The 23,344-nt window shown below is 58.7% G+C and carries 13 protein-coding genes; 6 read left to right on the top strand and 7 right to left on the bottom strand.

Going from position 1 to position 23,344, the window contains the following annotated elements; genetic code table 11:
• Positions 1-56: 56 nt before the first annotated feature.
• From PD885_RS16735 to PD885_RS21750, 3 genes are all read left to right on the top strand, one after another.
• The gene (locus tag PD885_RS16735) at positions 57-650 is read left to right on the top strand and encodes a hypothetical protein (RefSeq protein WP_145954042.1); all 594 of its coding nucleotides are present in this window, start codon (positions 57-59) and stop codon (positions 648-650) included.
• A gap of 112 nt (positions 651-762) precedes the next feature.
• Positions 763-1,569, top strand: coding sequence for an IS5 family transposase (locus tag PD885_RS16730; RefSeq protein WP_002801519.1), 807 nt, complete (start codon positions 763-765; stop codon positions 1,567-1,569).
• 32 nt (positions 1,570-1,601) lie between these two features.
• Entirely contained in the window at positions 1,602-9,059 is a 7,458-nt protein-coding gene (locus tag PD885_RS21750) for a calcium-binding protein (RefSeq protein ID WP_088057003.1), read from the top strand.
• On the opposite strand, the gene PD885_RS16720 is transcribed toward PD885_RS21750, so the two are convergent.
• Positions 9,010-9,816: an IS5 family transposase gene (locus PD885_RS16720; protein ID WP_002801519.1), complete on the bottom strand. Its 807-nt coding sequence runs from the start codon at positions 9,814-9,816 to the stop codon at positions 9,010-9,012. The two genes, PD885_RS21750 and PD885_RS16720, sit on opposite strands and share 50 nt — an antisense overlap.
• Positions 9,817-10,098: 282 nt before the next feature.
• Here PD885_RS16720 and rsgA point away from each other — a divergent pair, with 282 nt between their 5' ends.
• Both rsgA and PD885_RS16710 read left to right on the top strand, forming a co-directional pair.
• Positions 10,099-11,190, top strand: coding sequence for a ribosome small subunit-dependent GTPase A (gene rsgA / locus PD885_RS16715; protein ID WP_088057002.1), 1,092 nt, complete (start codon positions 10,099-10,101; stop codon positions 11,188-11,190).
• Positions 11,190-12,452 carry a flavohemoglobin expression-modulating QEGLA motif protein gene (locus PD885_RS16710; RefSeq protein WP_088057001.1) on the top strand — a complete coding sequence of 421 codons (1,263 nt, stop codon included), beginning with the start codon at positions 11,190-11,192 and terminating at the stop codon, positions 12,450-12,452. The genes rsgA and PD885_RS16710 overlap by 1 nt, the downstream gene beginning before the upstream one ends.
• A gap of 45 nt (positions 12,453-12,497) precedes the next feature.
• On the opposite strand, the gene PD885_RS16705 is transcribed toward PD885_RS16710, so the two are convergent.
• Both PD885_RS16705 and PD885_RS16700 read right to left on the bottom strand, forming a co-directional pair.
• Positions 12,498-14,417, bottom strand: a complete 1,920-nt coding sequence (locus PD885_RS16705) for an amylosucrase (protein WP_002804841.1) — start codon at positions 14,415-14,417, stop codon at positions 12,498-12,500.
• Positions 14,418-14,451: 34 nt separating this feature from the next.
• Positions 14,452-16,914, bottom strand: coding sequence for a TonB-dependent receptor (locus PD885_RS16700; protein WP_002804843.1), 2,463 nt, complete (start codon positions 16,912-16,914; stop codon positions 14,452-14,454).
• Positions 16,915-17,185: 271 nt separating this feature from the next.
• On the opposite strand from PD885_RS16700, the gene PD885_RS16695 reads away from it, so the two are divergent.
• The gene (locus tag PD885_RS16695; RefSeq protein ID WP_002804845.1) at positions 17,186-18,502 is read left to right on the top strand and encodes an MFS transporter; all 1,317 of its coding nucleotides are present in this window, start codon (positions 17,186-17,188) and stop codon (positions 18,500-18,502) included.
• A gap of 79 nt (positions 18,503-18,581) precedes the next feature.
• On the opposite strand, the gene PD885_RS16690 is transcribed toward PD885_RS16695, so the two are convergent.
• From PD885_RS16690 to PD885_RS16675, 4 genes are all read right to left on the bottom strand, one after another.
• On the bottom strand, positions 18,582-19,613 hold the full coding sequence (locus tag PD885_RS16690) for a LacI family DNA-binding transcriptional regulator (protein ID WP_002804846.1): 1,032 nt from the start codon (positions 19,611-19,613) through the stop codon (positions 18,582-18,584).
• A 123-nt stretch (positions 19,614-19,736) separates the two neighbouring features.
• Positions 19,737-20,477 carry an acetoacetyl-CoA reductase gene (gene phbB, locus PD885_RS16685; RefSeq protein WP_002804848.1) on the bottom strand — a complete coding sequence of 247 codons (741 nt, stop codon included), beginning with the start codon at positions 20,475-20,477 and terminating at the stop codon, positions 19,737-19,739.
• Positions 20,478-20,580: 103 nt separating this feature from the next.
• Positions 20,581-21,909, bottom strand: coding sequence for a CitMHS family transporter (locus PD885_RS16680; protein WP_002804850.1), 1,329 nt, complete (start codon positions 21,907-21,909; stop codon positions 20,581-20,583).
• Between the two features lie 105 nt (positions 21,910-22,014).
• Positions 22,015-23,208: an OprO/OprP family phosphate-selective porin gene (locus tag PD885_RS16675; protein WP_002804852.1), complete on the bottom strand. Its 1,194-nt coding sequence runs from the start codon at positions 23,206-23,208 to the stop codon at positions 22,015-22,017.
• Positions 23,209-23,344: the final 136 nt, after the last annotated feature.

Raw genomic sequence — 23,344 nt, 5'->3', positions numbered from 1 at the left:
TTGTGAAGTGCTTTTTTTGTGAAATGCATACGTGAATAATTTCGGGGGAATGTATTGTGAATATTAAATTAGATAAAAATAGGCGTGGTGGCCATGGGGGCTCTGAAAAAATAAGCTCTGCTCGGTTGATATCACTTGGGGCGCTAATTAACTGTTTTCTACCAATGGTGGGTTTCTCAATATCGGGTTTTTATAGCAACTCCATTGCATCCAGCATGGCTGGCTCAAATAACCTTATCTGGTTGCGGGCTCTGGAAACTAGCTTTCCGGAAAGTGCCTTTGTACTGACTATTTCCGGGCTTCTAGCTCTGCTGATCTCGTATGTTCCTTTGTATGTTGCCGTTTCTCGAATATCGCTTGTTAAGTTGGCTATATTTAAAGACACCATTATGGTGTCTCTACATAAAGAAGGAATGCCTTATAGGTTTTCTGGCCTATTGGCCCCCTTGATTACCTCAGTCATCTCATTGGCTGTGGTTATTGGAGGGCCTGTAGATATGGCTATTTTCTGTAACGGAGGAATGTGTATATCTGAAAACCCTATCATATTTGTAATTTCGCGCATTGCAATTTTCTGTCTTATCTACGCCTCTAGCTTATGCATCTTTGTCTGGGGCATGGCCTACTCAAAATTAAGGAAGATGAAATGACTTCGACTACTCCCGTGAGAGATGGAATATATAGTGCAATTGTTTTGGAGTCAGAAAGGTTGCCTGCTAGAGCGTGTTATGAACTTTGCCCTTGTCACGCTAACGTATACGGATGAAGCCTCGTAAGCCTTATTCCACCGATATTTCCGACGAAGAATGGGCCTTTGCGGCTCCCTATTTGACGCTGATGGACGTGCAGGCACCGCAGCGCAAGTATGAGCTACGCGCGATGTTCAACGCACTGCGGTGGATCGCGCGCGCCGGCGCACCATGGCGATTGCTTCCCAACGATTTTCCGCCCTGGGAAGCGGTGTATCAGCAAACACAGCGCTGGCTGCAAGCGGGCTGCTTTGAGGCCATGGTCAGTGATCTGCGCTCACTCTTGCGTGTGGCGCAAGGGAAAAAAGGCCAGCCGAGCGCGGTCATTTTCGATGCTCGCACGCTGCAGTCCACCTGCGAAAGCGGGCCGCGTGCTGGATACGATGGCTATAAACGCAAGAAAGGCAGCAAGGTACACATGGCCGTCGATACGCTTGGACATCTGCTCGCTGTCCAGGTGACGCCGGCTAATGAGCAGGAGCGCGCGCAAGTCCGATCGTTGGCACAAGAGGTACAACACGTGACCGGTGAAACGGTCAAGATCGCCTTTGTTGATCAGGGCTACACCGGTCAAGAACCGGCGCAGGCGGCCACGGAAGAAGGCATTGAGTTGCACGTGATCAAGCTGCAAGAAGCGAAAAAAGGCTTTGTCTTGCTGCCGCGCCGTTGGGTTGTCGAGCGCAGCTTCGGATGGGCCAATCGTTTCAGACGGCTGGCACGCGACTACGAGCGATTGCCGGAAACCTTGGCCGGTTTGCACTTCGTCGTCTTCACGATCCTGATGCTTGGAAATGCAGCCACCCTCTTTCAAAGTTCATAACACGCTCTAGAGATCCAAAGCCGCCACAAGATATGAACGCTGAGGAGCTAAATAATTACATAAAAAAACAAATTCAAGACTCATACGTCGACGGGGCTGCTTCACTTGTCCAGGCATCACTACTCCCATCCGAGCAGGCCGCTTTAGCTGAAAAGGCACGCTGGTCCCAGATGGCTGCCCAGAATGCCGAGTCAGCTGCCTTTATGCGTCGATTAGCGAATAGTATGGCTGATGCGGTTTCGCAGACAGGTGGAGCCTCAACAACTCAAGAGGCTATGATAATTAATAATCTCCGTCGTGCAGATGCTTTTTTAGGGCAGGCAAATACCTATATTGGAAGCGCGTTGGAAAGTGGAGCTACTGCAAAGTCGCTAAAGGCGATAGGTGGTGCAGTGGGTGCTGCTGCCAGCTTGTATGGGTTGGCAATGAATGGCGTAAGCGATGGATTGCAAGGGGCCGGAAAAGGTGGTGCCAACATAGCTGCAGGTCTAGGGGCGGCTGCTTTAGCTGAGGCTTATCTAGCACCTGCAATAGCTGCATCCTTAACGGCTGCGGGTTACGGGGCTGTTACTGCTGGAGTTGCAGCAGGAGCGGCGGTCGTTGCTGCCGGCTTCGTAGGTGGCGTAATCGGTAACGTGCTCTATGATAGCGGCATTACAAAGTGGATTGGTTTAGATTATTTGATGGAAAAGGCTATGGATAATGGCCTCGGCGCATTCATTCAAGGTCTCGGTGAATTTGGTGGTTGGCTGGGTTCTGAGCTTTATGATTTGCTACATCCTAATCCAGAAGGCGTTCCAGGTAATGTCAATGACAAATTTAATGATGCGGCGAAATTTATCCCGCGAAGAGATCCGCTGACACTTGATTTGGATGGGGATGGGATCGAGACCCTTGCAGCAAGTTATGGCGTACTTTTTGATCATGATGGCGATGGAGTAAAAACTGGTACCGGCTGGGTATCTTCGCACGACGGGCTTTTGGTTTTAGATAGAAATGGAAATGGCGTCATAGATAATGGTGGTGAATTGTTCGGTGCAGACACTGTGCTCGCTAATGGACAAAAAGCAACGTCAGGATTTGAAGCGTTGCGTGGCCTCGACTCCAATGGAGATGGGGTATTTAACAGATTTGATTCGAGTTTTTCGCAAGTAAGAATCTGGCGCGATCTCAATCAAGACGGTATTTCTCAGGCGGTAGAGCTATCCACTCTGGAGAGTGTTGGGGTCGCATCAATTGAGCTTACCCCTTCCACTGCAGATGATCTCGATCTCGGTAACGGTAACGTTGTTGACAATCGTGGATCTTATACCCAGGTTGATGGGAGTAAGGGCTTGGCCGGCGATCTGCAGTTGGCTATGAACAATTTTTTCCGTGATTTTAGTGGGTCATTAAGTCCCATTGAAGTAACTGATGAGGCGGATGTATTGCCAAGTCTAAAGGGCAGCGGAGCAGTGCGGGATTTGAAAGAGGCTGCGAGCCTGTCTTCAGAATTGCTCGCTTCTGTACAAGTGATATCTCCCGGAACATCTCGTGATTCGATGAGGGCTTTGCTCGACACGATTCTTGCCCAATGGGCGGCGACCTCCACAATGCAAAGCAGTGAAGAGATGCTTGAATCTGTCGGGGGAGCGCGCGAGCTTCATTATCGTGGCGTTCTCCCATCCGATGTCGCGGCCCAAAGCGCCGAAGCTATAGATGCTTGGATCAAGCAGCAGCATGCAGAGCTTGGTCCAATGATTGCCATCTTGGAAAAATTCAATGGCTCCAGTCTGATCAGCTATCGTTATGATCAAGCGTCGACCGGGGGCAGTTCCTATTCATGGAGCGAGTTGTCCAAGTTGGACGGAACTAAGCTTTTTTCTATGAGTATTTTATTGCAGCCCGAGCAGGTCGAAGCGCTCAGAGCTGCCTATGCCAGCTTAAAAGAGTCGGTGTATGCAGGCTTGGTGATGGAGACGCGTCTGAAAAGTTATTTGGACGGCGTTAGCATTAAGCTCGTGGATGGTGAATTCAGGTTCGATGTCCTTGGATTGACAGCCAAGCTTTCGGATAAGTGGCAAGAAAGTAAGAGCGAGGCTCTGCAAGACGCTATCGATTTGTATCGCTACGGCGGAGGTTTTCTTGCGGACACAGGCTGGAACGGTGTCGATGCTCTTCGGGCAATGATCGCTCAAGCCAAAGTTTCGCCAGAAGGACTTGCTGCACTGGTAAGCTCGGATATTAACCTCGTGTTTGCGGTCGCGCAGCTGGGGTCACGCGATGACATTATCTGGGGAAGTGCTGGCGGCGATGATTTGCGAGGAGGACTTGGGGACGACCTCATTGTCGGTGAACCTGGCAATGATTCGCTTTACGGCGAGGCCGGAAGCGATAAGTTGTTCGGCGGAGATGGCAATGATGTGCTATTCGGTGGGGAAGGCAATGACTTGCTGGATGGTGGGGTCGGAAACGACACGCTGTACGGTGGTGCTGGTACGGACCTTCTTGACGGTGGTGCGGGTGACGACTACCTAAGTGGCGATGCTGGTAGTGACGTTTACCTATTCGGCCGAGGTTCTGGTAGGGATACCGTATCCAACTACCACTCAGCAGGCGAGGAGGATCGGATTTTGATTGCAGACGATTTGTCTGCAGTTGATATCAAGGTATCCCGCTACAGTGACGATCTCATCATTGAGATAGCTGGAACCAACGACCGCCTGGCCGTATCGAACTATTTTTACAATGATGGAAACGGTCCTTACTCGGTAAAAGAGATTCGATTCGCCGACGGTACAATTTGGGACGTTGCAAAGCTCAGGGAAATGATGCAGGTCGCAGGTGACGGAAGTGATCAATTGACCGGCTACCAAGGCAACGACAGCCTTTTTGGTGGGCGCGGTGACGACACCATCAACGGACAAGGTGGAGACGATCTGCTTGAGGGTGGTGAGGGGGGCGATAGCTTGTCTGGCGAGGCTGGCAATGATCGCCTATTCGGTGGTACGCAGAACGATACGCTCTATGGTGGTGAGGGTGACGACCAGCTCGATGGCGGAGCGAACAATGACACGCTCTATGGTGGCAGTGGCAATGACCGCCTGGAGGGCGGCGCCGGCAACGACTACTTGAGCGGGGACGCAGGAAGCGACATCTACCTGTTTGGTCGCGCGTCCGGACAGGACACGATCAGCAACTACACCTATGACGGTGGTTCCACTGATGTGTTGGAGTTGGCTGCGGATGTTGCCGTGTCAGATGTGACGGTTTGGCGCTATGGCGATGACTTGGTGCTGACGATCAATGGGACGGATGCTCGCGTTACTGTCAGTAGCTACTTCTACAACGATGCTAACGGTCCATATGCGCTCAATCAGGTGCGTTTTGCTGATGGGACGGTTTGGGATGCTGCACAGATCAAATTATTGGTTCAGGCCTCGACGGCCGGGAATGATCAGCTGACCGGCTACCAAGGCAACGATAGCCTTTCGGGTGGACGTGGGGATGACACTATCTATGGCCAAGCCGGAGACGACCTGCTTCAGGGTGGCGAGGGTGGTGATAGCCTGTCAGGCGACGCGGGTAATGACATGCTGTTCGGTGGCGCGCAGAACGACATGCTCTCCGGTGGCGAGGGCGATGATCAGCTGGATGGCGGGACAAACAACGACACGCTCTATGGTGGCGGCGGCAATGACCGCCTGGAGGGCGGCACCGGCAACGACTACTTGAGCGGGGATGCAGGAAGCGACATCTACGTCTTTGGTCGCACTTCTGGGCAGGATACGATCAGCAACTATACCTATGACAGTGGTTCCACTGACGTGTTGGAGTTGGCAGCGGATGTTGCCGTCTCAGATGTGACGATTTGGCGCTATAGCGACGACTTGGTGCTGGCGATCAAGGGCTCGGATGCTCGCGTCACGGTAAGCAGCCACTTCTACAACAATGCCAATGGGCCATACGCGCTCGCTCAAGTGCGTTTTGCCGACGGAACGGTTTGGGATGCTGCACAGATCAAGTCATTGGTGCAGACCTCGACGGCCGGGAATGATCAGCTGACCGGCTATGAAGGCAATGACAGTCTTTCCGGTGGACGTGGCGATGACACCATCAGTGGGCAAGGCGGAGACGATCTGCTTGATGGCGGCGAAGGTGCTGACAACCTTTCCGGGGAAGCGGGCAACGATCAATTGTTTGGTGGTACACAAAACGACACGCTTTATGGTGGTGAGGGCGATGATCGACTTGACGGAGGGGCAAATAACGACACGCTATACGGTGGTGGCGGTAATGATCGTTTGGATGGCGATAGCGGAAATGACTATTTAAGCGGAGACGTCGGAAGCGATACCTATGTTTTTGGCCGAACCTCCGGTCAGGACACGATCTTCAACTACATCTACGACAATATGTCGACTGACGTACTGGAGTTGGCTGCTGGCGTTGCCGTCTCAGACGTGACGGTCTGGCGTTCTAGTGATGATCTTGTGCTTGCGATCAAGGATACGGAGGCGCGCGTTACGGTTAGCAGTCACTTCTACAACGACGCCAATGGTCCGTATACGCTCAATCAGATACGTTTTGCCGATGGAACGATCTGGGATACTGCACAGATCAAGTCACTGGTGCAGGCCTCTACGGCCGGGAATGATCAGCTGACCGGCTATCAAGGGAATGACAGTCTTTATGGTGGGCGTGGTGACGATAGCGTCAACGGACGAGGCGGAGACGACCTACTTGACGGTGGTGAGGGTGCCGACAATCTATTCGGTGAGGCGGGTGACGATCGACTGTTCGGTGGCGCACAGGGCGATACGCTCTACGGCGGCGAGGGCGATGATCAGCTGGATGGTGGAGCGAACAACGACATCCTGTATGGCGGTGGAGGCAATGATCGTCTTGAGGGTGGTTCCGGTAATGACTATCTGAGCGGGGATGCCGGAAGCGACACTTATGTATTCGGTCGCGCCTCAGGCCAAGATACGATCAGCAACTATAGCTATGAAACTACGTCTACTGACGTCATTGAGCTAGCTGCGGATGTTGCTGTGGAAGATGTCACCATCTGGCGCTACAGCAATGATCTCGTGCTGGCTATCAAAGGAACTGATGCGCAGATTCGGGTTGGAAGTCATTTTTACAATGATGGTAGAGAGTTGTATGCGATCAACCAGGTGCGTTTTGCCGATGGAACGGTGTGGGATGCCACACAGATCAGAGCGTTGGTACAGGCCTCTACAGCAGGGGATGATCAGCTAATCGGTTACCAGGGCAGTGATAGCCTTTCTGGGGGGCGTGGCGATGACACCCTCAACGGCCAAGGTGGAGACGATCTACTCGATGGCGGTGAGGGCTCGGATAGCCTTTATGGTGAAGCCGGCAATGACTTGCTGCTCGGTGGTGCCCAAAACGATAGGCTGTACGGTGGAGAAGGCAATGACCGTCTAGATGGCGGCGCCGGCAATGACTACCTGAGCGGAGACGTCGGAGGTGACACCTATGTGTTTGGTCGCACCTCTGGGCAGGACACGATTAGCAACTACAGCTATGACAGTGGCTCCACTGACGTGCTGGAGCTGGCTGCGGATGTTGCTGTGGCTGACCTTATGGTTTGGCGTTATAGCAACGACCTGATAATAGCAATTAAGGGGACAAATGCGCAGATCACAGTGGGTAGCTATTTCTATGAATCTGGAAGCACTTCCTACACAGTCGGAAAGATCAATTTTGCTGATGGAACTTCTTGGGCCTATGCGGACGTACTTAATTTAGTAATGCAGCAACCAGCTACGCAGAGCTACATTTATGGCACGGCCGAATCAGATATCCTCCAGGGTACGTCGTCGCTTGATAATGTATATGGGTGCGGCGGAGACGATGTGCTGGATGGCGGGGCCGGCAACGATACGATCGACGGTGGATACGGCAACGACGTGTATCGCTTTGGTCGTGGCTCCGGCAACGACATCATCACAAATAACGATTGGACCGCAGGCAAGCGCGATGCGATCGTCATGGGCGAAGGTATCTCTACCGGAGATGTTTCAGTAGCACGGGACGGCGACAGCCTGGTGTTGAGCATCAAGGGCACCTCGGACAGTGTCCGTGTCAGCAGCTACTTCTATGCAGATGCCACCTACGGCTATCAGGTGGAAGAGGTCCGCTTTGCGGACGGCACGATCTGGGATATCGCTGCAATCAAGGCGCTGGTCCAGGTGGCAACGGATGGCAACGACACATTGGTAGGATATGCGAGTGCCGATTCACTTAGCGGCGGGCTGGGTGAGGATAATTTGTCCGGCATGGGTGGAAACGATGGTCTCCTAGGTGGAATCGGTGCCGACACGCTCTATGGCAATGAGGGCGATGACACACTTGATGGCGGTGATCAGAACGATCGCCTTTACGGCGGCAGCGGGAACGATCTGCTGCTTGGCGGCGTTGGCAATGATAGTTTGTCTGGCGAGAATGGCGACGACCTGGTAGATGGTGGCGCAGGCAACGATACCCTTGACGGTGGCTTCGGCAACGATGTCTACATATTCGGACGTGGCTCTGGTAGCGACCTCATCGTCAACTACGATTGGACTGCAGGCAAGCGCGATGCGATCGTCATGGGTGAAGGGATCTCTGCCGGTGATGTAGCGGTAGCACGGGATGGCGATACGCTGGTGCTGAATCTCAAGGGCACGTCTGACACCGTGCGCGTCAACAGCTACTTCTACGCTGATGCCACGTACGGCTACCAGGTGGAAGAGGTCCGCTTTGCGGACGGCACGACCTGGGATATCGCTGCAATCAAGGCGCTGGTCCAGGTGGCCACAGACGGCAACGATGCACTGACCGGCTATGCCGGTGCCGATACGCTCAACGGTGGTCTGGGTGATGACTCCTTGTCCGGCCGTGAGGGTGATGATGTCCTCCAAGGCGGGATCGGCGCCGACACGTTGTCTGCTGATGCGGGTAACGATACGCTCGATGGTGGCGACCAGAACGATCGGCTCAACGGTGGCACAGGCAATGACCTGTTGCTTGGTGGTGTCGGCAATGACAGTTTGTTTGGCGAGGATGGCGACGATGTGCTGGATGGCGGCGCGGGCAACGACACGCTCGATGGCGGCTATGGCAACGATGTATATCGCTTTGGTCGTGCGTCTGGCAGCGATCGTATTTCTAGCTACGACTACTCTTCTAGCAATGACAAGGTCGTCTTTGGAGGTGGGGTCGCTATCGATCAAATCTGGCTGGCGCGTTCCGGTAATGATCTTGTTCTTTCAATTGCAGGGACGAACGATCAATTATCCATCGCAAACTGGTTCGATGACTCTGGTTATCAGGTAGATCAGTTGCAGACGGCTGATGGAAAAATACTTGATGCAAGCGAACTGACGAATCTGGTGGCGGCGATGTCTAGTTACAATGCGCCAGTTGGTGGGCAGATGACACTAGAGCGTGTTATGAACTTTGAAAGAGGGTGGCTGCATTTCCAAGCATCAGGATCGTGAAGACGACGAAGTGCAAACCGGCCAAGGTTTCCGGCAATCGCTCGTAGTCGCGTGCCAGCCGTCTGAAACGATTGGCCCATCCGAAGCTGCGCTCGACAACCCAACGGCGCGGCAGCAAGACAAAGCCTTTTTTCGCTTCTTGCAGCTTGATCACGTGCAACTCAATGCCTTCTTCCGTGGCCGCCTGCGCCGGTTCTTGACCGGTGTAGCCCTGATCAACAAAGGCGATCTTGACCGTTTCACCGGTCACGTGTTGTACCTCTTGTGCCAACGATCGGACTTGCGCGCGCTCCTGCTCATTAGCCGGCGTCACCTGGACAGCGAGCAGATGTCCAAGCGTATCGACGGCCATGTGTACCTTGCTGCCTTTCTTGCGTTTATAGCCATCGTATCCAGCACGCGGCCCGCTTTCGCAGGTGGACTGCAGCGTGCGAGCATCGAAAATGACCGCGCTCGGCTGGCCTTTTTTCCCTTGCGCCACACGCAAGAGTGAGCGCAGATCACTGACCATGGCCTCAAAGCAGCCCGCTTGCAGCCAGCGCTGTGTTTGCTGATACACCGCTTCCCAGGGCGGAAAATCGTTGGGAAGCAATCGCCATGGTGCGCCGGCGCGCGCGATCCACCGCAGTGCGTTGAACATCGCGCGTAGCTCATACTTGCGCTGCGGTGCCTGCACGTCCATCAGCGTCAAATAGGGAGCCGCAAAGGCCCATTCTTCGTCGGAAATATCGGTGGAATAAGGCTTACGAGGCTTCATCCGTATACGTTAGCGTGACAAGGGCAAAGTTCATAACACGCTCTAGGATCGCCAGAGTACGAAAAGCTAGTTCCAGTGATTGTTGCTAGCTGGTAAACAAAAAGCCCCGCTCATGTGGGGCTTTTTTATGGCAGTTTGAGATTTTTATTATTTCATCCCGAAATCACATGAATAAATGGCAGTTGACGTGTTTATAGTTTGATAGCTTTGATTGTGGTGCTGCACCAGTCTGTATCTAAGGTGGCTAGGTAGGGATGCAGCGATTCAGATTAGAATCGCTCCATGAGCAACGCACCCCCCGATTACCCCACCCTCCAGTCCATCGGCTGGCCCTGGCCCGGCCCTCCTGAGGACCCGTCCTGGCAGGCGGTCTTTGCCGCGCATCCGCAGGCCATGCCGGCGCGGGTGGTGGAGCAGCACCGCACCGGGTATGTGGTGGCCGATACGCCGGAGGCCGGTCTCAAGGCGGAGTCGTTGCCGGAGTGGCAGCGGCCGCGGTTTCCCAGCCATGAGCGGGCAGCGGTGGGCGATTGGGTGCTGATGGAGGGCAAGCGCATCGTGGCCTTGTTGCCGCGGCGGACCTCGATCAAGCGCGGTGCGGCCGGCGAGCATTACCACCAGCAGGTGATCGCGGCCAACATCGATACGGTGTTCATCGTGTGCGGGCTGGATGCGGACTTCAATCCGCGTCGCATCGAGCGCTATCTGCTGCTGGTCGGCGGTGGCGGTGCGGAACCAGTGGTAGTACTAACCAAGGCCGACCAGACCGAATACGCCGAAGACGCGGTGGCGGTGCTGGAAGAGCTGGCGGCGCAGAACATCCCCTTGCGCGCGGTCAATGCCAAGGATCCCGAGAGCGTGGCGGCGTTGCGGCCGTGGCTGGGCGATGGGCGTACGGCGGTGCTGGTGGGGTCGTCGGGCGCGGGCAAGTCGACGCTGACCAACACCTTGCTCGGCACGCAGAAGATGAAGACCAATGCGGTGCGCGAAAACGATTCGCGCGGCAGGCATACCACCACGCATCGCGCGTTGATTCCGCTGCCGTCGGGTGCGTGCCTGATCGATACGCCGGGCATGCGCGAGCTCAAGCCCACCGGCGAAGAGGATCTGGCCGAAGGCGGTTTTTCCGATGTGGAGGCGCTGGCAGCGCAGTGCCGTTTCAACGATTGCGCGCATATCGCCGAGCCCGGCTGCGCGGTGCGTGCGGCGATCGAGGCCGATACGCTGGATCCGGAGCGCGTCGCCAACTACATGAAGCTACGGGTGGAAGTGGCCGCTGCTGCCGAAAAACTTGCCACCCGCGTCGCGCAGAACAATCGCGGCAAGGGCTCGGGCAGGCGGCCTGCCAGCGTCGACCGCACCGGACGGCGCTGATGCCATCGCGCAAGGGGCCGCCGGACATCGTCCATCACGCGGCGCTGGATGCGCGCCTGGTCAAGGCGGTGCGCGGCGTGCGCCTGCTCGCGCTGGCGAGCTGGCCGCGTTCGCTGCAGGAGCCGTTCCTGCAGAGCGTGGCGCGCGGGCAGCCGGCATTGCCGCAGGTGGAGTATCCGGTGCTGGACTTCGGCGACACCCGGCGCAAACTGTCGGCCATTGCAAAAGCGGCCGATCCGCATCATCCACTGGGCGCGTATCTGATCGACTCGGCGCATAGCTGGGGCCTGGCGGCCGGCTTGCTGGAATCGCTGGGCACCACGGCGGTCAGCGATTACTCTGCGCAGCTGTTCGGCGTGCCCGACGACCCGATGCCGGGTAACGGCCCGACCACGCGCGAGGCGGCGCGACACTTCATCCAGATCGCGCAGGAACTGGACCGCGAACTGCTGGCGCCCGAAGAACAGGTGCCGGTGTCGGCGACGGCCTTGCGCATGCAGTTGCAGAACGATCTGGATGCGTTTTTCGAAGGGCGCGTCATCACCGTCACGCTGGATCCCGATCTGCTCGCCAAGGCCGCCGCAGGCGCGCACCGCATCCGCCTGCGCAGCGGCGCCACCTTCAGCGATTACGACCGCGCGCAGTTGTTTCATCACGAAGCGCTGGTGCATTCGCTGACCGCGCTCAACGGGCGCGCGCAGGTGCATCTGCCCAGCCTGGGGATCTCTTCGCCGCGCACGACGGCGACGCAGGAAGGGCTGGCGACGTTTGCTGAGCAGATCACCGGCAGTATCGATATCGAACGCATGAAGCGCATCAGCCTGCGCATCGAAGCGATCGCGATGGCGCGTTCGGGTGCGGATTTCATCGATGTGTTCCGCTATTTCACCGACGGCGGGCAGAGCGCGGCGGAGAGTTTTTCCTCGGCGCAGCGTGTGTTCCGCGGCGTGCCCACCTCGGGTGGTGGTGCCTTCACTAAGGACACCGTGTATCTGCGTGGCCTGGTGGCAGTGCACACGTTCTTCCGGCACTCTTTGCAATGCGATCAGCTGCAGCTGTGCCGGTATCTGTTCGCCGGCAAGATGGCGCTCGGCGATGTGGCGCGCTTTGCGCCGTTGTTCGACAGCGGCGTGCTGGTCGCGCCGCGTTGGTTGCCGCCGTGGGTCAGACGTGTCAGCGGACTGGCAGGCATGCTGGCGTTTTCGTTGTTCGCCAATCGCATCCGCATGGATCAGCTGCAATCCCCCGCGATGGATGTTTGAGCGTGGTCTCAAAAATGCAAGTGCACAAGGTGGCCGCTGGTTCCTTCAATCAATACATTCCAGCCAGCGCACTGCATAAGCTGGAAGCACCAGGCGCATGTCATCGCTCAGCGATTCGATAGCTGCGTCACCGCCATCAGTCAATATCTTCCATCGCCCCTTCCCGATCGCCGCAAGCTCCATCTTTCGCGGCTGGTCGCTGAAGTTATGCACGGCCATGAAGCTGTCGCCACGCGTCAATGCAAATAGTCGCGGATCGCTTAACGCAACGCTTCCTAACGATCGATCGGCAGCAAGTGCGGGAAGTGCAGCGCGTTGCTGGATCAATGCATGCAGCCGCCGATAGACCTTTCCACTCAAACTATCGTCATCATTGCGCTGCGCTGCAATCTGCCAATCCATCGCGGGGCGATGCAACCAGCGGCCTTCGTGTTGACGTTGCGGGTCGTTGCGGTAGCTGGTGTCGTTTGGCAAGGCGAGTTCGTCGCCCATGTAAATTAACGGCACGCCCGGCATTGCCAGTGCGATTGCGTAAAGCAGCACCAGCCGATCTACAGCGATAGCCAATGCCGCAGCATCACCCGCGTCGTGCGCAGCCTGAATACCTGCAAGCGCAGCGGCCATGCCATTGGTGCCATGCACGCCGTCGCCGCTGCTCTGGAAACTTTCGCCGCGTGCATAACTACCCGGCACAGCGTTGGCGTAGAAACGTGCGACATCGCGCAACGAAAATGGCGGCTGCGCTGTGTTGCCGGCAGCTTCATGCTGCAACACGTTCCAGCCGATATCGTCGTGGCAGCGCACATAGCTCAGCCACGCACAGTTGGACGGCAACGGTGGACTGTGCGCGATGACGTTGTGCAGGATGTCGCCGCGCTGCAGCGCCAACGCCGACCAATTGGCCGCCATCAGCGTGCTGTGATAGGCAAGGTGGCATTCGTGACCCTGGTCCGCACCACTGCCGAAGTAGGGCGGCAGTTGCGTCATCGGCACGATGGCTTCTGCCTTCATCACCACAGAGGGCGCGACGATGTCGGTGACTGCGCGCAGCGCCACCAGCAAGGTGTGCGCCTCGGGTTGATTCATGCAATCAGTGCCGATGCGCTTCCACAAATACGCGGTGGAATCCAGGCGGAAGGCTTCGACACCCAGATTGGCGAGCTGCAACATCGCCAGCGCCATCTCCCCGAACACCGCCGGGTTGCTCCAGTTCAAATCCCACTGATAAGGATAGAACGTGGTCCACATCCAGTGCGCGGTGTCGTCCACCCAGGTGAAGTTGCCGGGTGCGGTATGCGGGAACACTTGCCCCATTGTGGCTTCGTACTGGTCGGGCAGGGTGCGATCGGAAAAGTGATGGTAGTAGTCGAGATAGTGTGCATCGCCCGCCCGCGCAGCTTGTGCCCAGGCGTGATCGTCGGCGGTGTGGTTGAGTACGAAATCCGCGCACAGGCTGATGCCGGCTTCGCGCAGGCGCGTGGTGAGCACGATGAGATCGTCGTTGTTACCTAGGCTAGGTTCCACTTGCCCATAGTCGCTGACTGCAAAGCCGCCATCGTTGTCGCCGGCGCGTGCGCGCAGGAACGGCAGCAGATGCAGATAGCGCACGCCCAGTTCCTGCAGGTATGGCACCCGCTCGGCCACGCCTTGCAGCGTGCCGGCGAAGCGGTCCACATAAGCGCTATAGCCCAGCATGTGTTGCTCGCCGAACCAGCCGGGTTGGCGGAGTGTGTCGAGCTGCCGCAATGCCTGCGGACGTTGCTGTGCGTTGGCGCCGAGCGCGCCCAACCACTGCGTCAACCAGCACGTATAGTCGGGACACTGCCCATACAACGCCTGCAATGCATCCAGCAGGCGCGGTGCATGCTGATCGAAGCGCGACAAAAGCACGTCTGCACCTTGTGCGTCCAATGGCGCGGCAAAGGCCGCACGCAGTGCAGTGAAACCGGTGGTGGAGGTGCTCATTGGAAAGCGCCGGGACGGACCCGGCGAGGGGTCCTTAGAAGTCGTAACGCAGGCTGATGCTGGTGGTTCGGCCGGAAATCGAACGCGCGCGGATGATGCCGTTGGCCGGAATGGTGGCTTCTTCGGCTTCGGTCATACCGAACGTGTTGAACAGGTTATTGACGTTGAGCGCGACGGTGAGTGCGTCGGTCACGCGGTAATCGCCAAACAGGTTCACCTGCGTATAGCCTGGGATCTTCAGCTGGTTGGAATCCTGGGTGTAGGCATCGGTGGTGCCGATCAGGTTCACGCCAAATTGGTAGCCATCGCCGCGATAGCTCGGGGTGAGCTGCCACACCACATCGGCCTGACGACGCGGCACATTGCCGGTGTTTTCCGGAGTGATCTGGTCCTTTGAAATCTCTGCGTCGGTCCAGGTCAGGCCGCCGTTGAGGGTGAAGCCTTCGTAGCGATAGCTGGCTTCCAGCTCGATGCCGTGGGCCTGGTAGCTGCGGTTGAAAAAGCGCTGGCTGGTGATTTCGTAGTTCTGTTCTTCGGTGCGTGCGGAGAACGCGGTAGCAAACAGGCTCAAGCCGTCGCGACGCCACTTCAGACCGGCTTCGGCCTGGCGGACCACGTTGACGCCTTCATCGGAAGACACCGAGCCGTCGTCGCGGATCACGCCGAACAGTAGGCGGTCGGCATTGGCGCGTGCGCCGCGGCTGATGCGCGCAAACGCGCCCAGATTGTCGTTGATCAGGTAATTGCTGCCCAACGAATACGACAGGTAATTCCAGTCGTAATCCACCGGCCGTGCGTTGGCGGTGTCGACCGTGGCGACGCGCTGTTCCACCGGCTGGATCACGCCATCGCCGTTGACGTCCAGGTTCTGTGCCATTGCGGTGCCGGAATAGCTGCCGCGCGCATCGCCCATGTCGTAACGCAAGCTGCCGTCGATGCTGAACTTGCCGCTGTCGAAGGTGAGCGCGACGTACGGCGCGTTGACGTCGTAACGCACGTCGTAGCTACGGGTGATGCAGCAGTCGCCCCAGAACGGTGTGCCGTAGGCGTACAGGCCATTTTGCGAGCGCGAAACGCCGCTGGCATCGACCACGTTGAGCAGGCGCGAATTGCGGCCCAGGCTCTGTACGTAGGAGTTCCAGGTCCAGTCCATGTCGATGGTCTGGCGTGAGGTGTAGTAGCCCATGCGCAGATTGAGCGTGCGGCCGTCGCCGCCGAATTCGCGCGAGACGCTGAGGTCGTTGGTGACGTTGCCCAGGTCGTTGATCGCCACGTTAAAAAGATGCGTGCGGATCGCATTGCCGGTGTAAATCTGACCGGCGTCCGGGCCGCTGGCCTGCACCAGTTGCGCGCCGGCGCCGCCGATGGAGGATGCTAGCGAGGCGGCATCGGTGACTTCGGCCGGGAACGGGCTGACGAAGCGGCCGCTGTTGTCGGCGATGCGGAATTTCTCGCTCAGGTTCCAGCCGCTGCCCAGGTCCAACCCCGCCTCGGCGCCGATGGTGCGCGAGATCGGATGCATGCCGTCGCCCAGGTCGGTGCGACGCGGTTGGTTATTGCCGTCCAGGCCAACATCGGTGCGGAAGTTGCGGCTGTAGAGCGTGTCGTTGCCGGGATCAAAGCCGGCGAAGCCGCCCAGGTCCGGTGAGCCATCGCGGCCGCGCACTGAGACCGGCGCCGGCAGATAGCCGGCGGCGCGGTCGTTGAGATATTTGCCGTACAGGCGCACATAACCGTTTTCGAACAGGCGGGTGAGGTTGGCCTTGAGTTGGCCGCCCTTGTCGGTGGTATAGCCTGCATCGCGCACGCCATCGCCCTGGCGGAAGAAGCCGCCGATGTTGAACTGCCACTGCCCGGCAAACGGCGCGCCGTAGTTGAAGTCCACACGCGTGTTGTCGTAATCCAGGCCGCGGCTCACACCGACGCTACCGCCCTGGGTGTCGCCGGTTTTGCTGATGAAGTTGATGATGCCGCCGGGCGCATTGCTGGTGAACGTGGAGGCCGAGCCGCCGCGGATGGCTTCGATGCGATCCAGCGTGAAATCCGAGCGCAGGAAGATGTCGGAGTTGCCGAAGGCGATGTCGCCGAACTCCATCACCGGCAGACCGTCTTCCTGCAGCTGCAGGAACTTGGCGCCACCGGAGGCGACGGGGAGGCCGCGCACGGCGATGTTGGCATTACCTTCGCCGCCACTGGATTCGGAGCGAATGCCGGGGATATTGCGGAAGATTTCTGCAGTGCTGCGCGGCGCCGATTGTTCGATCGCCTCGGCCCCGACAGTGCTGACCGACACGCTGGACTTCAACTTGGTGGTGGCAGTGGAGGTGCCGGTGACGAACACCGAATCCAGATTCACCGCGGCGCTGTCGGCGGCCGGCGGGGTGGTGGGTGCGGGAGCAGGAGCAGGAGCGTCTTGTGCCAGCGCAGCAGGCACGCAGAGGCAGGAAGCGACAGCGCAGGCCAGAGCGTGCAGGCGCAGGGTATACAACGTGGGCATCGCGATTCTCTCTCTCTCTCACGGATGGTGGTGTGTCAACGCCTGCATCCTCCCCCACAGGGAATGGCCGTATGGCTTGCAGAGCGAGCTCAGTAATACGCCGCAATACAATCGATTGCAAGCGCACGCCGCGGCACAATTTGACCATTTTTTTAAAGAAATTTATTCAAGAAAAGAAATATGCTGCGGCGCAGCGTTACAATCGATTGCAAAGATTTCAAGGTAGAGCCCGTTGCGGCCATTGGGAGTCGCACCGCTGCCTGGATCCCGTATGCCGTCGACCGTTCCTCCGTTTTCCTTCGCGCGCATCCTGGCGCTCAACGCCGGTTTTTTTGGCGTGCAATACAGCTTCGGGCTGCAGCAGAGCAACATGAGCCCGATCTACAACTACTTGGGTGCGGACCACGCCAGCCTGCCGTACCTGTGGCTGGCCGGGCCGATCACCGGGCTGGTGCTGCAGCCGTTCGTGGGTGCGTGGAGCGACCGCTCGGTGACGCGTTGGGGCCGGCGCATGCCGTATATGGTGCTGGGGGCGCTGGTGTGCAGCCTGTGCCTGCTGGCAATGCCGTTCAGTACCGCGCTGTGGATGGCGGTGTGCCTGCTGTGGATATTGGATGCTGCCAATAACGTAGCGATGGAGCCTTACCGTGCGCTGGTGAGCGATGTGCTCGCGCCGCCGCAGAGGCCGTTGGGGTATCTCACCCAGAGCGCCTTTACTGGTCTGGCGCAGACGCTGGCCTATCTCACCCCGCCGCTGCTGGTGTGGATGGGCATGAATCAGGATGCTGCCAACGCGCACCACATTCCGTACGTCACCATTACCGCCTTCGTGATTGGTGCGGGATTTTCTGCGGCGTCGATCCTGCTTACTGCGCGCAGCGTGCGCGAACCGGTGATCTCGCCGGCAGAGATCGCGCGGATGCGCCAGGCCGGTTCCGGCCTGGGCGCTACCGTGCGCGAGATCGCCAGTGCATTGCGTGCGATGCCGCCGACCATGCGTCAGCTGGCGCCGGTAATGCTGTTCCAGTGGTACGCGATCTTTTGCTATTGGCAGTACATCGTGCTGTCGCTGTCGACCACATTGTTCGGCACTACCGAAGCCAATTCGCATGGCTTTCGCCAAGCCGGTTTGGTCAACGGGCAGATCGGTGGGTTCTACAATTTCATCGCGTTTCTGGCCGCATTTGCAATGGTGCCGGTGGTGCGTCGTTTCGGCCCCAAATACACGCACGCGGCATGTCTGGTCGTGGCCGGCATCGGCATGTGGATGTTGCCGGGCATCCAGGACCGCTGGTTGCTGCTGCTGCCGATGATCGGCATTGGCCTGGCTTGGGCCAGCATGATGGGCAACCCGTATCTGATGCTGGCCGACAGCATTCCGCCCGAACGCACCGGCGTGTACATGGGTTTGTTCAATCTGTTCATCGTGCTGCCGATGCTGATCCAGATCGTGACCTTGCCGCTGTATTACGAGCGGCTGCTGCACGGCGACCCGCGCAACGTGATCCGCCTTGCCGGCGCGCTGATGCTGGCCGCGGCGGTGGCGATGCTGTGTGTGCGGGTGCGCAAGCCTGCCGTGGTGGTGTAGCGATTGTTGCAGTCGCCGGCGAACAATTCGGATTGCCGGCGACTTGCGAATTTTCAATCAACCATCCCCAATCCCGGCCTCAGGCCGACTCGCGCACCACCAGCTTCACCGGCATCTCAACTGATTGCACTGCCTCGCCGCTGACCAGTGCCAACAACCGATCCACCAGCAGCCGCGCGGCCAGCCCCAAATCCTGCCGCACCGTGGTCAGCGGCGGTTGGCTGTGAGCGGCCATCGGAATATCGTCGAAGCCGACCAGCGAAATATCTTGCGGCACGCGATGACCGGCCTCGACCAGAGCGCGGATCGCGCCGACCGCAATCACGTCGGAGGCGGCGAACAGCCCGTCCGGCGGGTCGGTTTTTTTGAGCATGGCGCGGGTGAGGCGGTAGGCGTCTTCGCTGAGGAAGTGGCTGCATGCATGTAGCCGCGTATCGAACTCCAGCCTGTGTCGCTCGAGTGCATGGCGATAGCCGGCAAAGCGCGGTGCAACCTCGGGAAGTTGATCGTCGCCCAAGAAGGCGATACGGCGACGGCCGTTGGCGATCAGGTGTTCGGTGGCGAGCGTGCCACCCTGGAAGTTATCGCTGCCCACGCTGATGTAGGACTGCCCGTGGATGCGGCTGCCCCACACTGCCATCGGTAACCCGTCGCGTGCGGCTTCATCCAGCGCTGCATGTTCAGAACTCTGCCCGAGCACGATAACGCCATCGGAGCGGCTGCCGCGCGCAATTTGTTCCACCCAACCGTCCTGGTGCCGGTCCAGCTTGGACAGCAGCATGCTGTAGCCGCGCCCGGTGAGTTCTTCGGCCAGCAGCGCCAGCATGGTCATCATGAAGGGGTCCGACAGCGGCTGATCCAGCGCATGCATCATCGGCACCGCAACGCTTACCGTATTGGAGCGCTTTGCACGCAGACTGCGCGCGATCGGATCAACCTGATAACCGGCATCGGCCGCAATCTGTTTGATGTAGGCACGGGTACGTTCGGCCACCACCGGGCTGCCGGCCAATGCACGCGACACAGTGGATTCGGACACGCCCGCCATGCGGGCGATGTCGGCCATCTGCGGGCGGGAACCCAGCGTGGCGCGTTCTGAAGGTTTGGCCATGGCAGCGCACTGCGGAAAAACCCAAGTGTAATCAGTTCGCACTAAAGACGGATCGATCAGCGCAGTGGAGTCTGCTTGCACGTGTGCGCGAAACGCAATCACGCACATGTGTATTAAGCCAATCTAGCCCATGTAGAGCCCGCCATTCACAGCGTAGTCGGCGCCGGTCACATAGGCGGCCTCATCGGATGCCAGCCATGCGCACAGGCCGGCGACCTCAACCGGTTTGCCGAGCCGGCGCACCGGCACCGAGGTGGCCAAGCGGTCGAGCACGTCGGGCGGAAAGCTGCTGATCGACGCGCTGGCGATGTAACCCGGCGAAATGGTGTTGACGGTGACACCACGCGAGGCGACCTCTTGCGCCAACGCGCGACTGAAGCCATGCATCGCTGCCTTGGCGGTGGCGAAATTGATTTGCCCGATCTGCCCCTTGTGTGCGCTGACCGAGCCGATGTTGACGATGCGCCCCCAGCCGCGCGAGGTCATGCCATCAACCACCTGCTTGGTGATGTTGAACAACGAATGCAGGTTGCTGGCGATCACCGCATTCCAGTCGTCGCGCGTCATCTGCCGGAACAAGGTGTCACGGCTACCGCCTGCATTGTTGACCAACACATCGATCTCGCCCACTTCGGCCTTGACCTTGGCGAACGCGGCCACGGTTGACTCCCAATCGGCGGCATTGCCTTCGGAGGCAGCGAAGTCGAAACCTTGCTCGCGCTGCTCGCGCAGCCACGAGGATTTACGCGGCGAATTGGGCCCGCAACCGGCGATCACGGTATGCCCGCTGCGAGCCAGCTTCTGGCAGATCGCGGTACCAACACTGCCCATGCCACTGGTGACGTATGCGATACGAAGCGTCATGTTTCGAACTCCTTCGGAGTTGGGATTCGGGAATGAGTAGGATGGGATTGGCAAAGGCGGGCGTTGGCTTTCGCTTTAGCGAAACCCCAATCCCGGCGTGCGGTCAACGCGCCAAAGGAAATACACCGAACAACAATCCGCCGGCGAGCATCAACAACGAAATCAACACCGCCCACTTCAGGGTGAAGCGTTGATGGTCGGCGAAGTCAACCTTGGCCAGGCCGACCAGCAAATACGTCGATGGCACCAACGGGCTGAGCAGATGCACCGGTTGGCCGGCGAGCGAGGCGCGGGCCATCTCCACCGGGGTGATGCCGTAGTGGCTGGCGGCTTCGGACAGGATAGGCAGCACGCCGAAGTAGAACGCATCGTTGGACATGAAGAACGTAAACGGCATGCTGACGATCGCGGTGATCACTGCCAGATACGGGCCCCAGCTGTTGGGGATCACTGCCAGAAAGCTGCGCGACATCGCTTCGACCATGCCGGTATCGGACAGGATGCCGGTGAAGATGCCCGCTGCAAAAATCAGCGAAACCACCGACAACACATTGCCAGCGTGACTGACCAGCCGACGGCGCTGCTCGGCCAGGTTGGGGTAATTGATCATCAGCGCCAGCGCAAAGCCGATCATGAACAGCACCGCCATTGGCATCACGCCGACCACCAACGCGGCTATCAGTGCCAGTGTCAATATCAAATTCACCCACAGCAGCTTGGGACGCTTCATGTCCTCGGTGTCTTCCACGCGCGGCAGTGCGTTGTTGTCTTCGGGAATGCTGATGTCCAGCCAGTTGCCGTCGGCGGGCATGCGCACTACACCCATGCGACGACGCTCGCGCATGCCCAACAACCACGCCAGCGCGATGATGCCTGCGATCGCCATTGCCATTGCCGGCACCAGCGGCACGAACACGTCGGCCGGATCTACATGCAAGGCGGTGGCGGCACGTGCGGTGGGGCCGCCCCAGGGGGTCAGATTCATCACGCCGCTGGCCAGGATGGTGACGCAGGTAAGGTTGAGCGCGTTCATGCCCAGGCGCTGATACAGCGGCAACATCGCCGACACGGTGATCATGTAGGTGGTGGAACCATCGCCGTCGAGCGAAATCAGCATTGCCAGGATTGCCGTGCCCATCATGATCTTCAGCGGGTCGCCCTTGACCAAACGCAGGATACGGCCGACCAAAGGGTCGAACAGCCCGGCATCGATCATCACCCCGAAGTAGAGAATGGCGAACATCAACATCACGCCGGTCGGCGCGATTTTTTTGATGCCCTCGAGCATCATCTCGTTGATGCCGGTGCCGAAGCCGTCCAGCAACGCGAACACGATCGGCACCGTGATCAGAGCCACCAGCGGCGACAGCCGCTTGCTCATAATCAGGTACATGAAGGTGATCACCATTCCGAAACCGAGTGCGGTCAGCATGCGGGCAAATCCTTTGAGGCGTGCAGCAAGGGGAGGGTGGAGCGCGCTGCTGCGTATGAGCGCGGCCGCGGTAACGCATTACAGGTGGAAAGTCATCTAAGAGCGTCAGAAGTCATACTGAAATCGGCCGGTCAACGCCAGCGTGTGATCGACCAGCGCATCGACCATGCGGTCGCGGTTACGGCTGTCGATCACATTGAGCATCACGCGCAGATTCGGCTTGAAATACCAGTTGCCGCCCAGCGTCCACGACTGCGTGCTGGCGTCGATGAAGCTGGGCTGGCCATCCAGATGCTGGTCGCCGCACATGTAGTCGTAGCGCAATGCCAGCTCGAACGCGCCGCGAGGATAATTAGGCGTCTTGATGCGGCTGAAACGCCCCGTCTTGCGGTCGTAGCCGCGCGACTCGCCGGTGACGAACCAGCTGACCAGGCCGTACGACGCCATCACCTTGGCTTGCTGCGCACCGTCGTCGAGCAGGCCGCCGCTGAATTCGCTCTGCCACGACCACGGGCCGAGCACTTCGGCATATTCCAACGACCATTTGTCGAAATCGGTATTGCGGCCATCGGCAAAGCGCGCCAGCGTGATGCGGCTGTTGTTGGCCAGATCGTTTTCCGGCCGCGGACGGATCAGCAATGAGGCTGCGTCGCCGCTGCCAGGATGCGAATAGCGCTCGTGCGCCAGCGACACGCCCAGATGGCGCAGACGTGCTTGGCCCATCTCCGGCGCGAAGGTCAGGCGCGTTCCGAGCGCACCGCCCTTGGTGGACGAGTTGTCGATGCTTTCAAGGCTGTAGGCCGCAGTGGACCACGTCGCATCGAGGCGATTGGCCTGCCAGGAGATCGCCTTGCGATAGATCGGCGCCAATGTGGTCGCTGCGTAGCCGCGTTCCAGGAACGGGCCGTAGTTGGAGCCAGTGCGATCGTCCAGCGAGAAGTATTGCTTGAACTGGCCCACGGTCAGAGTACCGGCGGAAAACTTCTTGGCGATATAGACATCGCGCGCAAGGATGCCGCGGCTACCGGCTTCGTACTGCAGGCCGGCAAATTCCGCTTCGGCCTTGTAATTGAATCCATAGAACGTGCCCGCCACCTCCAGCCAGACGCGACGAAACTGGGTGTCGTTACGCTCGGGCGTGCCGCGTTCGTCGTTGTCGAACATGGTGAAGTCCCAATGCACACGCCCACCTACCTCGGCGGTGAACGGACCCTCGTCATGGGCGGCATGCGCCGCAGGTGCCAGGCAGATCGCAGCGCAGGAAGTGAACGCGCGCAGACGCAAGTTATCTTTGCTCACTGACCCTCCCAGGTGCATGTGTGAATCACGTTCAGGGATGCGCCGCAAAGCCGCCGCGGATGCGTTGGCAGCAGCCTAGTCCGGCGAAGCTGTCAGGGACCTGTCGTTGGGGCAGGGAGTGGGGAGTTGGAAATGG

This window comes from Xanthomonas fragariae (assembly GCF_900183975.1).
GTDB classification, from domain to species: domain Bacteria; phylum Pseudomonadota; class Gammaproteobacteria; order Xanthomonadales; family Xanthomonadaceae; genus Xanthomonas; species Xanthomonas fragariae.
The sequence above is the reverse complement of the archived record's forward strand: the minus strand, read 5'-3'. Positions and strand labels throughout refer to the sequence as shown.

Excerpts from the sequence above, each read along its gene's own strand:
- PD885_RS16730 (WP_002801519.1), top strand. The coding sequence starts at position 763 with ATGAAGCCTCGTAAGCCTTATTCCACCGATATTTCCGACGAAGAATGG.
- PD885_RS21750 (WP_088057003.1), top strand. The coding sequence starts at position 1,602 with ATGAACGCTGAGGAGCTAAATAATTACATAAAAAAACAAATTCAAGAC.
- PD885_RS16720 (WP_002801519.1), bottom strand. The coding sequence starts at position 9,816 with ATGAAGCCTCGTAAGCCTTATTCCACCGATATTTCCGACGAAGAATGG.
- rsgA (WP_088057002.1), top strand. The coding sequence starts at position 10,099 with ATGAGCAACGCACCCCCCGATTACCCCACCCTCCAGTCCATCGGCTGG.
- PD885_RS16710 (WP_088057001.1), top strand. The coding sequence starts at position 11,190 with ATGCCATCGCGCAAGGGGCCGCCGGACATCGTCCATCACGCGGCGCTG.
- PD885_RS16705 (WP_002804841.1), bottom strand. The coding sequence starts at position 14,417 with ATGAGCACCTCCACCACCGGTTTCACTGCACTGCGTGCGGCCTTTGCC.
- PD885_RS16700 (WP_002804843.1), bottom strand. The coding sequence starts at position 16,914 with ATGCCCACGTTGTATACCCTGCGCCTGCACGCTCTGGCCTGCGCTGTC.
- PD885_RS16695 (WP_002804845.1), top strand. The coding sequence starts at position 17,186 with ATGCCGTCGACCGTTCCTCCGTTTTCCTTCGCGCGCATCCTGGCGCTC.
- PD885_RS16690 (WP_002804846.1), bottom strand. The coding sequence starts at position 19,613 with ATGGCCAAACCTTCAGAACGCGCCACGCTGGGTTCCCGCCCGCAGATG.
- phbB (WP_002804848.1), bottom strand. The coding sequence starts at position 20,477 with ATGACGCTTCGTATCGCATACGTCACCAGTGGCATGGGCAGTGTTGGT.
- PD885_RS16680 (WP_002804850.1), bottom strand. The coding sequence starts at position 21,909 with ATGCTGACCGCACTCGGTTTCGGAATGGTGATCACCTTCATGTACCTG.